The following is a 13,180-nucleotide window of genomic DNA, read 5'->3' as shown; positions in this document are numbered from 1 at the left end:
GGCCCGGGACGATGCCGGTGAACCGGCCGCTGACGATCACCACCCCGACGCTGCTCAACCTGCTGCAGCGCCGGGGTGCGGAACCGCACAACACGCTGTCGCCCACACCGACCTGGTACGACGAGACCGCCCAGCGGATCATCGACCAGCAGGTCAACGCGGTCCTCGCGCACCACGGGCTGATGGGCCCGCGGGGCATGGATCGCGAGTTCGCGGCGATGATCGAGTCGATCGCGCGGCCGGGGGTGGAGTTCTACGGCTGGTTCGAGGGCTCGTTCCCGGACGACGCGCCGCAGAACTTCGCGGTGCTCGCGGGCAGCGGCCCGGGTGGTGGGTTCGTCCTCGCCCGGCACATCAAGGAAGACGTCGTGGTGATGCGGCCGCAGCGTCCGGACCAGCTGCTCCCGGCGTTCCTGGACCAGATCCCCCGGGTGCCGCCGGGTGGCAGCAGCCCGATCGTCGCTCCGAAGAGCGAGGTCTACGGCGGCGGGCGCCGCTCGTCCGGCGAGGACGTGTCGATCATGCGTGGCGGCGGCCGGACGGCAGCCGAGCCAGGCAAGGAGATCAAGCGCATCCTCGAGGCGCCGCGGGTCGCGGCCGGCAGTCTGTACGCCGCTGCCCGCACCCGCGCCGGCACGCGCAAGCGGTGCGACCGCGCGCTGAACTTCATCGACACGGCCGAGGGCCGCTGGCTGATGGAGGAGCGGCCGGGCACCGGCGAGTCGCTGATCGTGCTGACTCCCGGCACCCCGCAAGCGATCGGTGAACGACTACACAACGCGATTCGATCTCTGGGCTGATCGACACGTCGGACCCCCACTCGGCCGAGTGGGGGGTCTTCTACTGTCCGTAGGCTCATCCACAGGTCGAGGCCTGCACTCGGCCGCGACACGCCGAAGATCGGCTTCCCGGCGACACGCCGAAGTTTTTTCAGCAGAGTTCTCCACAGGTTACCCACAGGGTCTGACCTGGGGTTTTCCTAGTGGTCCCCGGAGTTGCCCCCAGCTTGTCCACAGGGTGCGGCGTGCCTGTGACTGGTTGACCCCGCTCCTCCACAGGCTGTCCACAGAGCGGTCCCCAAGCAGGTTTGCACTGGTCCGTCCGAGCGATCTACGGTGCCCGCCGGAGTAGTAGCACTGGGTGGCCGCGGGACACGGTTCCCGCGGGTCGCGCCGGTCCCACACTCCGGCCGGGGATCCGGCATAATCGAACTGGTGTTCGCTGTCTGGGAGGTATCCGCGCGGTGGCGCTGACTGACGACCGTGGTCCGGCCTATCCGTCCGATCCCGGCCCCGAGGACCCGGGGCCGCGGTACGGCGAGTTCGACCGTCAGCCGCCGCAGGACATCCCGGCCGAGCAGTCCGTGCTCGGCGGCATGCTGCTGTCCAAGGACGCCATCGCCGACGTCGTCGAGGTGCTCTCGCCCAACGACTTCTACCTGCCCAAGCACCAGGCGGTCTACGACTGCGTCCTCGACCTCTACGCGCGCGGCGAGCCTGCCGACCCGATCACCGTGTCCGCCGAACTGGAACGCCGCGGCGAGCTCGCCCGCGTCGGCGGCGCGCCCTACCTGCACACCTTGATCGCGACCGTGCCGACCGCGGCCAACGCCGGCTACTACGCGCAGATCGTCGCGGAGAAGGCCGTGCTGCGGCGCCTGGTCGAGGCGGGCACGCGGATCGTGCAGTACGGCTACGGCGCCGCGAACGACGGCGGCGACATCGACGAGGTCGTGGACCGCGCGCAGGCCGCGATCTACGACGTCACCGAGCGGCGCACCAGCGAGGACTATGTGGCGCTGGAGGAACTGCTCCAGCCGACGATGGACGAGATCGACGCGATCGCCTCCCGCGGCGGGGTGTCGCAGGGCGTGCCGACCGGCTTCGCCGACCTCGACGAGGTGACCAACGGCCTGCACCCCGGCCAGATGGTGATCGTCGCGGCGCGTCCCGGTGTCGGCAAGTCGACCCTGGGCCTGGACTTCGCGCGGTCCTGCTCCATCAAGCACGGCATGACCAGCGTCATCTTCTCCCTGGAGATGAGCCGCATCGAGATCGTCATGCGCATGCTCTCCGCGGAGGCCCGGATCCGGCTCGCCGACATGCGCAGCGGCCGGATGTCCGACGACGACTGGACCCGGCTGGCCCGTCGGATGAGCGAGATCAGCGAGGCGCCGCTGTTCATCGACGACTCGCCGAACATGACCATGATGGAGATCCGCGCCAAGGCGCGGCGGCTCAAGCAGCGCAACGACCTCAAGCTCGTGGTCCTGGACTACATGCAGCTGATGACGTCGGGCAAGCGCGTCGAGTCGCGGCAGCAGGAGGTCTCGGAGTTCTCCCGTCAGCTCAAGCTGCTGGCGAAGGAGCTCGAGGTGCCGGTGATCGCGATCAGCCAGCTGAACCGCGGTCCGGAACAACGCACCGACAAGCGCCCGATGCTGTCCGACCTGCGTGAGTCCGGCTCGCTGGAGCAGGACGCCGACATGGTCATCCTGATCAACCGGCCGGACGCGTGGGAGCGGGACGACCCGCGCGCGGGCGAGGCCGACCTGATCCTGGCGAAGCACCGCGCCGGCCCGACCAGCACCATCGTCGTCGCGCACCAGCTGCACTACAGCCGGTTCGCCGACCTGGCCCAGAGTTGACCGGCCCAGAGTTGACCGGCCCGGAGACGACCAGCACCGCGCTCCGGCGTTTCACCGCGCGGGACGGCGCCGAGCTGGCGTACCGGGAGACCGGCGCGGGCCGTCCGCTGGTGCTGATCCACGGCTACTTCTCCACGTCGCAGGTCAACTGGATCAGCTACGGCCACGCCGCGCACCTCGCCGGCCTGGGGTTCCGCGTGATCACACCGGACCTGCGCGGGCACGGCGAAAGTGCGAAGCCGCACGACCCGGCCGCCTACCCGCCGGACGTGCTCGCCGACGACGCGTTCGACCTGGTCGAGCACCTCGGGCTGGCCGACTACGACCTGGGCGGCTACTCGCTGGGCGGCCGGACGACCATCCGCATGCTCGTGCGCGGGGCCCGGCCGCGCCGGGCGGTCGTCGCCGGGATGGGGCTGCACGGCATCGAGCACACCGGCGGCGGCAACGCGCACTTCCGCAAGGTGCTCACCGGTCTGGGCACCTTCGAGCGCGGCACCGCGGAGTGGCGGGCGGAGGCGTTCTTCAAGCAGATCGGCGGCGACCGCGACGCGCTGCTGCACGTCCTGGACACCGCAGTCGACACGCCCCGCGCAGACCTCACGCGCCTCGACACGCCGACGCTGGTCGTGGCCGGCACCGAGGACCCGCACAACAAGACCGCCCCGGACCTGGCGGCGGTGCTGCCGAACGGGCGGTACGTGAGCGTGCCGGGCAACCACCTGAGCGCGGTCGCGCAACCCGAGCTCGGGCACGTGATCGGCGAGTTCCTCACCTCATAGGCCGAGCAGCTCGGGCCGGTCCGCGAGCGCCCGCCAGTAGTCGCCGGGCTGCTCGACCAGTCGCCGCCGAGTCAGGTCGAGCAGTCCGGACACGCTCGTCACCTCGGCCACCAGCGCGCCGTCCGGGTCGTGGAACTCCTGCGACACCCGCGAGACCTTGCCGTTGCCCCAGGTGAAGTCCGTGGTCACCGTTATCGTCGCGCGCGCCCGCAGCTCGCGGCGGAACCGGATCGTGGTCTCCAGGTTGACCGGCCCGAGATCCTTCTCCCGCAGCCGGTCCGGGTCGATCCCGGCCGCCCACAGGCATTCCCACCGCGCGTGGTCGGCGTAGGCGAGGTAGGCCGGGCCACGGACGTGCCCGTTGAGGTCGAGGTCGTCAGTGCGCACCGGGATCGTCAGCCGGAAGCTCATGGCCACGATCCTGCGGCTCGCCGGGCCCCGGCGTCTGGAACGTTTCGGCCAACCGCCTGCCGCGCACCAGCTCGGCGGGCGAGGAGCCGGTGAGTCGTCGCGTCTCCCGGCCGAGGTGGGACTGGTCGGCGTAGCCGTGCTCGGCGGCCGCCGTGGCCAGTGGGGTCGCCTGCGTCAACCCGGCCAGGAAGGCCTGGAACCGTAGCACCCGCTGCAGCCGCTTCGGCGACATGCCGACCTCGTGGGTGAACCGGCGGCGCAGCACGCGCTCGCTCGTCCCTGCGCCTGCCGCCAGCGCAGGCACTCGGGCCCCGGACAGCAGGGCGACCGCCGCGGACACCACCGGATCCGGCTCCACCGCACGGCCGCCGACCAGGTCCTCCAGCTGCGCAAGCGCTTGCGCCGGGGTGGCGCACGCGGCGAACCGGTCCTCGCGGACCTCCGGCCACAGGTCCCGCAGCGGCGTCGCGCCCGGGGGCAGGTCCGCGATGGAGGTGCCGAGCAGCGACCCGGCCACGCCGCAGCGCAACCGCAGACCGGCCGACCACGACGAGCGCAGCGGCACGCGCAGGGCCGCGTCCCGGGTCACGACCGCCGCCAGCTCGCGCCCGTCCCACACCAGGTCGACGCACCCGTCCGGCAGCACCCGGATGTCCCGGACCCAGCCCGGTCTCCCCACCCACGCCGCAGCGACCAGCCGTTGAAGGCCGGCGTGTGGCACGCGGGACCAGTACACGGAGGGACCCGCGCGGTGGTGCAGCGGCACGCTCACGGCCTCACCCTCCCGTCGCGGCGCGGATGCGGTCGGCGAGTTCGCGGGACCGCTCGACGAGTTCCGGCGGACCTTCGATGGTGTACGGCACGCCGACCATCGGCAAGGTCACCGCCAGCCATTCCCACGAGTCCACGGGCGTGACGAACCGGCAGCTGTGCTCGTCGAGTGCCTCGAGCGTGCCGGCCTCGGTCATCAGCCGCTCGGACACGACGGAGACCGGCGCGTCGAACCGGACGACCCCGCGGTGCCTGCTGAGCGGGAAGTTCGCGCTGGACTGCACGAAGCTCACCGGGTCCGGCGGCAGCTGTCGCGGGGTGAACGTCGTCCCGGGCACGGTCACGTCGGTGATCCGGTCGATCCGGAAGGTCCGCCAGTCGCGGCGGTCGACGTCCCAGGCCAGCAGGTACCACCGCTTGCCCAGCAGCACCTGGCGGTACGGCTCGGCCCGGCGTTCGCTCCGTTCCCCGGCACGCGTCGTGTACCCGAACCGCACGTCCTGGTGGGCGTGCGCGGCGGTGGCCAGCAGCTGGAGCACGCGCAGGTCGAGCAGGCCCACCGCCCGGGAGACCGCCTCGGTCGAGGCCAGCACCGCCGCGATCCGGTACCGCAGTCGCGACGGCAGCACCTGTTCCAGCTTCCGCAGCGCACCGTCGGCAGCGCCCGTGGCGCCGTCCACCTCCGCCAGTGCCGCGAACCGCAGCCCGACGACCGTGGCCACCGCCTCCTCGTCGGTGAGCAGCAGCGGGGGCATCGCGCTGCCCGCCGCGAGCTGGTAACGGCCGCCGGGCCCGGACACCGAGGAGACCGGGAAGCCCAGCTCGCGCAGCCGTTCGACGTCCCGGCGCAGGGTGCGCGGCGAGACACCCAGCCGCTCGGCGAGATCAGCGCCGCTCCAGGTGCGGCCGGTCTGCAGCAACGACAGCAGCTCCAGCATCCGCGCGCTCGGTCCGTGCACGGATCGATGGTCGCAGGAATCGCGGCCAGGATGTGGCCGCGATCGTTCCTAGCGTCGACGGCATGACTGAACTACGGGTCGTTGGCGCCCGCGAGCACAACCTCCGGGACGTCACCGTCGCACTGCCGAAGCACGCGTTCACCGTGGTCACCGGGGTGTCCGGGTCGGGCAAGTCCTCGCTGGTCTTCGACACGATCGCGGCCGAGTCCCAGCGGCAGCTCAACGAGACGTTCACCACCTTCGTGCGTAACCGGCTGCCCCGCTACGGCCAGCCCGACGTGGACGCGATCGAGAACCTGTCCGCCGCGATCGTGGTGGACCAGAAACGCCTCGGTGGCGGACCGCGTTCGACGGTCGGCACGGTCACCGACATCTGCTCGCTGATGCGGTTGCTCTGGTCGCGCGCCGGCCGGCCGTTCGCCGGGTACTCGAACGCGTTCTCCTTCAACGACCCCCAGGGGATGTGCCCGCGCTGCACCGGGCTGGGCACCGCACGGACGATCGTCGTCGACGAACTCATCGACCGCAGCCGCTCGCTCAACGAGGGCGCGATCCGGTTCCCCACGTTCCAGCCCGGCGGCTGGATGTGGCGCACCTTCGCCGACTCCGGCCTGTTCGACCTGGACAAACCGCTCGCCGAGTACACGCCCGCGGAGTGGGACGCGTTCCTGCACGGCGCGCCGGACGCGCCGTCCGCGAAGTACGAAGGGCTGCTGCCGCGGTTCGAACGCATCTGGCTGCCGAAGGACGCCGACTCGCTGAAGGGCCGCACCCGCGAGGCCTTCGAGCGGGTCGTCACCCAGGAGACGTGCCCGAAGTGCCACGGCGCGCGGCTGTCACCGGAGGCGCTGGCGTCCAAAGTGGCCGGACGGTCGATCGCCGAGTGCGCCGCGATGGAGGCCGAGGACCTGCTGGCCTTCGTGCGGACGCTGACCGAACCGGAGCCGGTGGTCGCCGGGCTGGCCGCGCAGTTGCGGCGGCTCGTGTCGATCGGCCTCGGCTACCTCACGATGGACCGCCCGACGTCGACCCTGTCCGGCGGCGAGTCGCAGCGCGTGAAGATGGTGCGCCACCTGGGCAGCAGCCTCACCGACATGCTCTACGTGTTCGACGAGCCGAGCGTCGGGCTGCACCCGGACGACGTGACCCAGCTGGTCGCCCTGCTGAAGAGCCTGCGGGACAAGGGGAACACCGTCCTGGTGGTCGAGCACGACCCGGACGTGATCGCCGCGGCCGACCACGTCGTCGACCTCGGGCCCGGCGCTGGGCAGGACGGTGGCCAGGTGGTCTACCAGGGCGGGGTCGCCGGACTGGCGGACACGCCGACCGGCCGCTACCTGCGGCACCGCCCCCGGATCAAGGAGAACCCGCGCCCGGCCGAGCGGTTCCTGGAGATCCGCGGCGCCACGCGGCACAACCTCCGCGGGGTCGACGTGGACATCCCGCTGGGTGTGCTGACGGTGGTCACCGGGGTGGCCGGGTCCGGCAAGAGCACGCTGGTGCACGGGTTCGTCCCGGACGCGGTGTCGGTCGACCAGAGCCCGATCCGCGGATCGCGCCGGTCGAGCCCGGCGACCTTCACCGGGATGCTCGACGGCATCCGGCAGCGGTTCGCCGCCGCGAACGGGGTCAGCGCCTCGCTGTTCAGCGCCAACTCGGACGGCGCCTGCCCGCGCTGCAACGGCCTCGGCGTGATCTACACGGACCTGGCCTTCCTCGACCCGATGGTCACGACGTGCGAGGAGTGCCAGGGACGCCGGTTCGTCGACGACGTCCTGCGCCACACCTACCGCGGCCACACGATCAGCGAGGTGCTCGACCTGTCCGCGCGGGACGCGCGGAGCGTGTTCCCCGACGAGCCGATGCTGGACCGGCTCGTCGACGTCGGCCTCGGCTACCTGTCGCTCGGGCAACCCCTGAACACGCTGTCCGGCGGGGAACGCCAGCGCCTGAAGCTCGCCGTCGAACTTTCCCGCCCCGGCCGGACCTACGTCTTCGACGAACCCACCACCGGGCTGCACCCCTCCGACGTCGCCGGCCTGGTCGAGCTGTTCGACCGGCTGGTGGCGGCCGGCTCGACCGTCGTCGTCATCGAGCACGACCTCGACGTGATCGCCAGGGCGGACTGGGTGGTCGACCTGGGTCCCGGGGCGGGCAGGCACGGCGGGCGGGTGCTGTTCCAGGGACCGCCCGCGGAGCTGGCCCGTCAGCCGGGGTCGAAGACCGGGCGGCACCTGGCCCGGCTGTCAGGGGACCACTAACCCGGCCCGGCGCAACGACTCCTCCACCCGCAGCCGCTCGATGTCGCGTTCCACGCCTTCGGGCAGCTCGTCCAGCCAGTGCGGCAGGCCGAGCGCCGCGCACGCCTGGACCAGTAACGCGTCGTAGGCCTGGTGGGTCGCGCGGCGGCGCAGCATCGGCGCGTCCGGGGCAAGGTCCGTCAGGCAGCGGTGCACCCGGCGCAGGTCCGCCGCGAGGCGTTCGATGGGCAGGCCGGAGGGCGCCGGTTCGCGGCGGCGACGGAAGGCGGCGGCCACCGCGGGCGCCTTGCTCGCGAGCCAGAACAGCACCGGCGGCGTGGCACACACGACCAGGTAGATCGCCACGTTGACCACCATGGCTCAGGATAGGCGCGCGCCGTCCGGGTACGGCCACTCTGTACCGGTTCCGCGCGCGGGAATACTGCGCGCCTCCGGGGCGTCGGGTACCGTAGTAGTTGAACTTTCAAACATGGAGGCTGCGATGAGTGCGACTCCCGTGCTCTACCTGAGCCATGGCGCGCCGCCGCTCGCCGACGACGCCCGGTGGACCCGTCAGCTGGCCGACTGGTCGGCGAACCTGCCCAAGCCCAAGGCGATCCTCGTCGTCTCGGCGCACTGGGAGGAGGCGCCGGTCACCGTCGGCGCGACCACCACGGTTCCGCTGGTCTACGACTTCTGGGGCTTCCCCGAGCACTACTACACCGTGACCTACCCGGCGCCCGGCGCGCCCGAGCTGGCCGCGAAGGTGCGGAAACTCCTGTCCGGCCCCGGGACCGAGGTGCACGAGGCTCCCGACCGCGGCCTCGACCACGGCGCCTACGTGCCGCTCGTCGAGATGTACCCCGACGCGGACGTGCCGGTGCTGCAGATGTCCATGCCGACGCTGGACCCGCACAAGCTGTTCGAGCTGGGCCGCAAGCTGAAGCCGCTGCGGGACGAAGGCGTGCTGATCATCGGCAGCGGGTTCTTCACGCACAACCTCTCCGCGATGGGCGTCGGCGTGGACGGCAACCCGCCGCAGTGGTCCACCGAGTTCGACCAGTGGGGCGCGGAAACGTTGCAGGCCAACGACATCGACGCGCTCCTCGACTTCCGCCACAAGGCGCCCGCCGCGACGCTCGCGCACCCGCGCATCGAGCACTTCGCGCCGTTGTTCGTCAGCCTCGGCGCCGGTTTCGAGGACGCCAGGCCGGAAACGGTCATCGACGGCTACTGGTACGGCCTCGCGAAACGGTCCGTGCAGATCGGTTGAGGCAAAGGAAAACGGGCCCGGAAGCACCACCGGGCCCGTTTTCACTTCGTCAGGGCGTCAGCCCTTGATGTTGATCCCCTTGCCGCTGACCAGGTCGTTGACCTGCTGGAAGACGGCGGTCGGGTTGGAGTCCAGCTGCGCGATGGCCGGGAGGTCACCGGCGGGCAGGACACCCTCGACGCCCGCAGGCAGCTCGACCGGGAGCGTGTTGACCTGCGGCAGCGCGGAGCGCTCCGAGCGAGCGGGCAGCGCCGGCAGCGTCGGCAGGGCGGTGGCGCCCATCTCCGGCATCGTGATCGGCAGGTCGATCTGCGGCTCCTTGCCCGCGACCGAGATGTCCGTCGCGTTGCTGACCGTCGTGCTGGTGACCGCGATCAGGCCCAGCGGGATGTCGTAGACCTGGGCGACGACACCCAGCGGCACCTGCTTGCTGATCCCGGACAGCGCCTTGGCCGGGCCGGACGTGGTGTCCGTGCCGCCCACGGTCCCGGTGGTGGTGTTGTCGGCCACCGCGTGCGCGACCCCGCCCACGGACAGGGCGTTGCCGAACACCTGCGCCACGGCCGCGGCCGGGACGTCGAAGATGTCGCCGGACAGCGCGCCGCCCTCGCCCGAGGTGGTGATGTCGCCACCCGAGTTGGCCTCGGTGTTGTTGACACCGGCCGCGTGCGCGACACCGACCAGGCTCGCGGCGTTGCCGAACACCTGGGCCACCGGCAGCGCCTGCGCCGCGATCACGTCGCCCGCGATCGAGCCGCCCTCGCCGTTGGTCTCGGCGTCGCCACCAGCGGTCGAGACGACGTCGTTGGACGCGTCGCCCTTGACCACGCCGCCCCAGACCGCGGCGTCACCGAAGACGGTGGCCACGGCGCCGACCGGCGCCTCGACGATGTTGCCCGCGACGGAGCCGCCCTCACCGGTGGTGTTCAGGTCGCCGCCCGCGGTCGAGTCGGTCACGTTCTCCGACTCGCCGAAGCCGTTGCCGATCCACGCGGCGCCGAGGCCGTGCACCTGGGCGGGCAGCGAAACCGGCACCGCGGCGAGGTTGCCTGCCGCGAAGCCTTCCTTGCCGGTCGCCTTGCCGTCGCCACCCGCGGTCGAGGTGGTGTCGGTCGTGGCCGCACCGGCGCCCTGGCCGATCCACGCGCCACCGATGCCGAACACCTGAACCGGGGCCGACACCGGAACCTGGACCAGGTTCGCGGAGGCCGCGGCGTTGTCGTCCTGGGTGTTGCCGTCGCCACCGGAGGTCACGGTCTTGGTCTCGGAAGCCTCCCCGGCCCCCTGACCGATCCACGAGCCGCCGACGCCGAAGATCTCGGCGGGCACAGCCACCGGGACCTGCACGGCGTTGCCGGAGCCCGCCGAGTCGTTGCCCAGCGTCCCGGTGTAGCCACCGGCCTTGACGTCCTTCGTCTCGGTCGCGCTGCCCGAGGCGTTGCCGATCCACGAGCCGCCCACGCCGAACACCTCGACGGTGCCCGCCGGCGGAGCCGAAACGCTGTTGCCGCCGAGGAAGCTGCCGTTGCCGGAGGTGAAGGTGTCCGAACCGGCCTGCGCCTCGGTGTCGTTGTCGCAGCCGTTGGCGTGCGCGTTGCCGATCCAGGTGCCGCCGACGCAGAACGCCTCGACGGGCAGGGCGACGGGCGCGTCGGCGATGTTGCCGGAGCCGGCCGCGTTCTCACCGCTGGTGCTGGTGGTCCCGCCCGAGGTGGCCTCGCTGCCGAGGTCCACGCCACCGGCCTGGCGGTCCGCGCCACCGCCGACGAGCGAGTTGCCGATCCAGGCCGCGGCGTTGCCCGCGACGGTCGCCGGCACCGCGGGCTGCGGCTGCGCGACGTTGCCCGCCAGGAACGAGTCGTCACCGTCGGTCTGGATGTAGCTCGGGCCACGCGGGCCGTCGGCGGTGTCGCCGGCCTCGGCCTCGGCGTCGTACGAGCCGGCCGGGACGTCGGCGTCGCCACCCCAGGAGATGGCGTTGCCGGACACCTTGGCGGGCAGGGCCACCGGGACGCCCGCGACGTTGCCGGTGCCCGCGCCCTTCGAGCCGTGCGTCTCGATCGAGCCGCCGGACTCCGCCTCGCTGGAGCCTTCGAAGTCGGTCTCGGCGTGGCCGAGGAACCAGCCCAGCGCGTTGCCCGAAACCTGCAGCGGGGTCGCGCCCTGCGGGGCGATGACGTTGCCGGCCAGGCCGCCGTTGGTGCCGTCGGTGACGATGTCACCGGTGGTCGACGCCTCCTGGGTCGCGCTGCCCGAGGTGTGGCCGCTGCCGACGAGGCCGAGCGCGTTGCCCGAGATCTGGACGGGCAGGGCCCAGTCCAGCGCGACGACGTTGCCGGCGAGGCCGCCGTGCGAGCCGTCGGTGTTGATGTCCGAGTTGTGCTCGTAGGTCTGAGTGGCGTCCGACTCGACGGCCGCGTCACCCAGCACACCGAGCGCGTTGCCGCTGATCAGGATCGGCAGGGCGGCGTTCAGCGAGACCTTGTTGCCGTGGAACGGGTCGCCGTTGTCCTGCACGGACGGAGCGGCGTCCTGCGCGACCGTGGCGCGCTGCGCACCCGGGTTGGTGGCCTGGCCCACGCGCTGCGCCGCACCGGTGGCGGCGTCGGTGGCCTTGGCGACCACGCCGTTGGCGGCGCCCATCGCCGGGGCGGCGGGCTTGAGGGCGCCGGTCTTGGTGACCGGGGCAGCGGCCTTGTTGGCGGCGTCGGTGATCGGCTTGGTGCTGATCTCCTTGTGGACCTCAGGCAGGTTGATCTGCTTGCCCAGGGTGCCCAGGGCGTTGTCCTGGATGTCGACCGGCACGCTCAGGTTGACGTCCAGCGGACCGGCCGGACTGTCCGGGTTGACGTTCTCGTCGGCAGATGCGATGCCGGTACCCAGCATCAGCAAGCCACCCGTGACCAGCGCGGTTTGGATTCCGCGCTTTGCCCAGGTCTGCATCGAGGGTTTCTCCTTTTCTTCGGGTTCCCTTGCGGGGCTTGAGGGTCGGTGCGCTAACGGAGCACCGGGGTTCGCGGGCATGGGTGAGTGCGCCCGCGAGGGCTGAAAAGCGGGGTGCTCTGGTTGCGCGCGCGACACCGGCCCGAAGAAGGGGCACGGCGAACAGGGCGGCGCTTCGAGCTACCCCGCGCGGAAATCAGTCAGGAGTGACACCGGGCTGCTCGCCCGGCTGAACCGGCGTGTGCCGGGAAACGATGCGGACGGCACTGCGGTCGTCCACACCACGCACGGCCGGGCCGCCGGCGGGAACGCCGAACAGCAGGCCGTCGATGTGACCACCGGTGACAGCGCCACCGGGGGAGAACGGAACGCCCGCGGGCGCGAGCGGTCCGCGCAGCGGCGAGTACGGGAACTGGTCCCCGTGCTCGCCATCGGTACGGTCGGCGGCGCGGTCGCGCTGACCGGCCGTGGCCGACTGACCGTGCGTGCTGTCCGGAAGCGCGTTGGCGACCGGGCCCATCACGGCTTCGGCAGCGGGAGCGGGCAGGACCTCGGCCGCGGGGAGCGCGGCAGGCTGTCCGTCGTCGCCCGAGCCGTCGAGGCTCGGCAGCTTGATCAGGCTTGCGCCCGCCGGGTGCAGGATGTTCCACACCTTGTTGCCGAAGTCCTTGACCGCGGGCGGCGGGGTCAGCGCCTGTCCGATCACCTGCGGCGCGTCCTGCGGCTTGCGGCTGATGTGCTCGGCCGTGCCGAGGGTGCGCTCGACCGGGTGCAGGACCGCGTCGCGCGTGAACGAGTGGATCGTCTGGCGCAGGTCCGACGCGGCCTCCTCGCCGCGGGCGGGGTCCACCGGACCGCCGGCCATGCCGTACTCCAGCACGGTCGCCGTGGCGTTGCCGACCAGGTCGGACGCGCCCCAGGTGAGGTCGTCGGTCGCGGTGACCACGCGGTCGGTGACCGGGGTCGGCTCGTCACCGCTCGTGCGCGTGTCGGCGGGAGCGGGGGCGATCTGGGTGGCGGAGGCGGTGGCGTCGCCGATCAGCCAGGCGGCCGCTGTGCCGAGCGCGGCACCGGCGATCACGAGCAGGGCGCGGACGAGCCAGCGCACGGCGGATGCCGTACCCCGTCCCATGGCCGCGTTCGCCTGCAACACC

Annotated in this window: 11 protein-coding genes; 5 read left to right on the top strand and 6 right to left on the bottom strand. The window is 72.0% G+C overall.

Annotation, left to right across the window (positions count from 1 at the left end; genetic code table 11):
• Positions 1 to 11 precede the first annotated feature (11 nt).
• From AMYTH_RS0129185 to AMYTH_RS0129175, 3 genes are all read left to right on the top strand, one after another.
• The gene (locus tag AMYTH_RS0129185; protein ID WP_017985893.1) at positions 12 to 800 is read left to right on the top strand and encodes an ESX secretion-associated protein EspG; all 789 of its coding nucleotides are present in this window, start codon (positions 12 to 14) and stop codon (positions 798 to 800) included.
• Positions 801 to 1,243: 443 nt separating this feature from the next.
• On the top strand, positions 1,244 to 2,647 hold the full coding sequence (gene dnaB, locus AMYTH_RS0129180; RefSeq protein WP_017985894.1) for a replicative DNA helicase: 1,404 nt from the start codon (positions 1,244 to 1,246) through the stop codon (positions 2,645 to 2,647).
• Positions 2,644 to 3,429 carry an alpha/beta fold hydrolase gene (locus AMYTH_RS0129175; protein ID WP_228685010.1) on the top strand — a complete coding sequence of 262 codons (786 nt, stop codon included), beginning with the start codon at positions 2,644 to 2,646 and terminating at the stop codon, positions 3,427 to 3,429. Before dnaB ends, AMYTH_RS0129175 begins: the two co-directional genes overlap by 4 nt.
• On the opposite strand, the gene AMYTH_RS0129170 is transcribed toward AMYTH_RS0129175, so the two are convergent.
• Genes AMYTH_RS0129170 through AMYTH_RS0129160 form a run of 3 tightly spaced genes read right to left on the bottom strand, consistent with a single transcriptional unit; the run spans position 3,424 to position 5,549 of the window.
• A complete protein-coding gene (locus AMYTH_RS0129170) occupies positions 3,424 to 3,840 on the bottom strand; it encodes an acyl-CoA thioesterase (protein ID WP_084022705.1) in 417 nt (138 codons plus the stop codon). The genes AMYTH_RS0129175 and AMYTH_RS0129170 overlap by 6 nt on opposite strands.
• Positions 3,806 to 4,612 (bottom strand): AraC family transcriptional regulator, encoded by an 807-nt coding sequence (locus AMYTH_RS0129165; protein ID WP_228685008.1) that lies wholly within the window; start codon positions 4,610 to 4,612, stop codon positions 3,806 to 3,808. The genes AMYTH_RS0129170 and AMYTH_RS0129165 overlap by 35 nt, the downstream gene beginning before the upstream one ends.
• Positions 4,613 to 4,616: 4 nt before the next feature.
• Positions 4,617 to 5,549: a helix-turn-helix transcriptional regulator gene (locus AMYTH_RS0129160; RefSeq protein ID WP_037322756.1), complete on the bottom strand. Its 933-nt coding sequence runs from the start codon at positions 5,547 to 5,549 to the stop codon at positions 4,617 to 4,619.
• An 83-nt stretch (positions 5,550 to 5,632) separates the two neighbouring features.
• On the opposite strand from AMYTH_RS0129160, the gene AMYTH_RS0129155 reads away from it, so the two are divergent.
• Complete coding sequence (locus AMYTH_RS0129155) at positions 5,633 to 7,831, top strand: excinuclease ABC subunit UvrA (RefSeq protein ID WP_027933224.1); 2,199 nt, start codon at positions 5,633 to 5,635, stop codon at positions 7,829 to 7,831.
• Here AMYTH_RS0129155 and AMYTH_RS0129150 read toward each other — a convergent pair.
• Complete coding sequence (locus AMYTH_RS0129150) at positions 7,817 to 8,188, bottom strand: hypothetical protein (protein ID WP_027933223.1); 372 nt, start codon at positions 8,186 to 8,188, stop codon at positions 7,817 to 7,819. The two genes, AMYTH_RS0129155 and AMYTH_RS0129150, sit on opposite strands and share 15 nt — an antisense overlap.
• Positions 8,189 to 8,312: 124 nt before the next feature.
• On the opposite strand from AMYTH_RS0129150, the gene AMYTH_RS0129145 reads away from it, so the two are divergent.
• Positions 8,313 to 9,083, top strand: a complete 771-nt coding sequence (locus AMYTH_RS0129145; RefSeq protein WP_027933222.1) for a dioxygenase family protein — start codon at positions 8,313 to 8,315, stop codon at positions 9,081 to 9,083.
• 57 nt (positions 9,084 to 9,140) lie between these two features.
• Here AMYTH_RS0129145 and AMYTH_RS0129140 read toward each other — a convergent pair whose 3' ends face one another.
• Both AMYTH_RS0129140 and AMYTH_RS0129135 read right to left on the bottom strand, forming a co-directional pair.
• Positions 9,141 to 12,026: a hypothetical protein gene (locus AMYTH_RS0129140; protein ID WP_027933221.1), complete on the bottom strand. Its 2,886-nt coding sequence runs from the start codon at positions 12,024 to 12,026 to the stop codon at positions 9,141 to 9,143.
• A 196-nt stretch (positions 12,027 to 12,222) separates the two neighbouring features.
• Entirely contained in the window at positions 12,223 to 13,134 is a 912-nt protein-coding gene (locus AMYTH_RS0129135) for a hypothetical protein (protein ID WP_228685006.1), read from the bottom strand.
• Between the last annotated feature and the right edge of the window lie 46 nt (positions 13,135 to 13,180).

Source organism: Amycolatopsis thermoflava N1165 (assembly GCF_000473265.1).
GTDB lineage: Bacteria > Actinomycetota > Actinomycetes > Mycobacteriales > Pseudonocardiaceae > Amycolatopsis_E > Amycolatopsis_E thermoflava.
Note: the sequence above shows the minus strand (reverse complement) of the source record. Positions and strands in the feature narration are given on the sequence as shown.

Coding starts and splice junctions, on each gene's coding strand:
- AMYTH_RS0129185 (WP_017985893.1), top strand. CDS start 12: ATGCCGGTGAACCGGCCGCTGACGATCACCACCCCGACGCTGCTCAAC.
- AMYTH_RS0129170 (WP_084022705.1), bottom strand. CDS start 3,840: ATGAGCTTCCGGCTGACGATCCCGGTGCGCACTGACGACCTCGACCTC.
- AMYTH_RS0129160 (WP_037322756.1), bottom strand. CDS start 5,549: ATGCTGGAGCTGCTGTCGTTGCTGCAGACCGGCCGCACCTGGAGCGGC.
- AMYTH_RS0129155 (WP_027933224.1), top strand. CDS start 5,633: ATGACTGAACTACGGGTCGTTGGCGCCCGCGAGCACAACCTCCGGGAC.
- AMYTH_RS0129150 (WP_027933223.1), bottom strand. CDS start 8,188: ATGGTGGTCAACGTGGCGATCTACCTGGTCGTGTGTGCCACGCCGCCG.
- AMYTH_RS0129145 (WP_027933222.1), top strand. CDS start 8,313: ATGAGTGCGACTCCCGTGCTCTACCTGAGCCATGGCGCGCCGCCGCTC.
- AMYTH_RS0129140 (WP_027933221.1), bottom strand. CDS start 12,026: ATGCAGACCTGGGCAAAGCGCGGAATCCAAACCGCGCTGGTCACGGGT.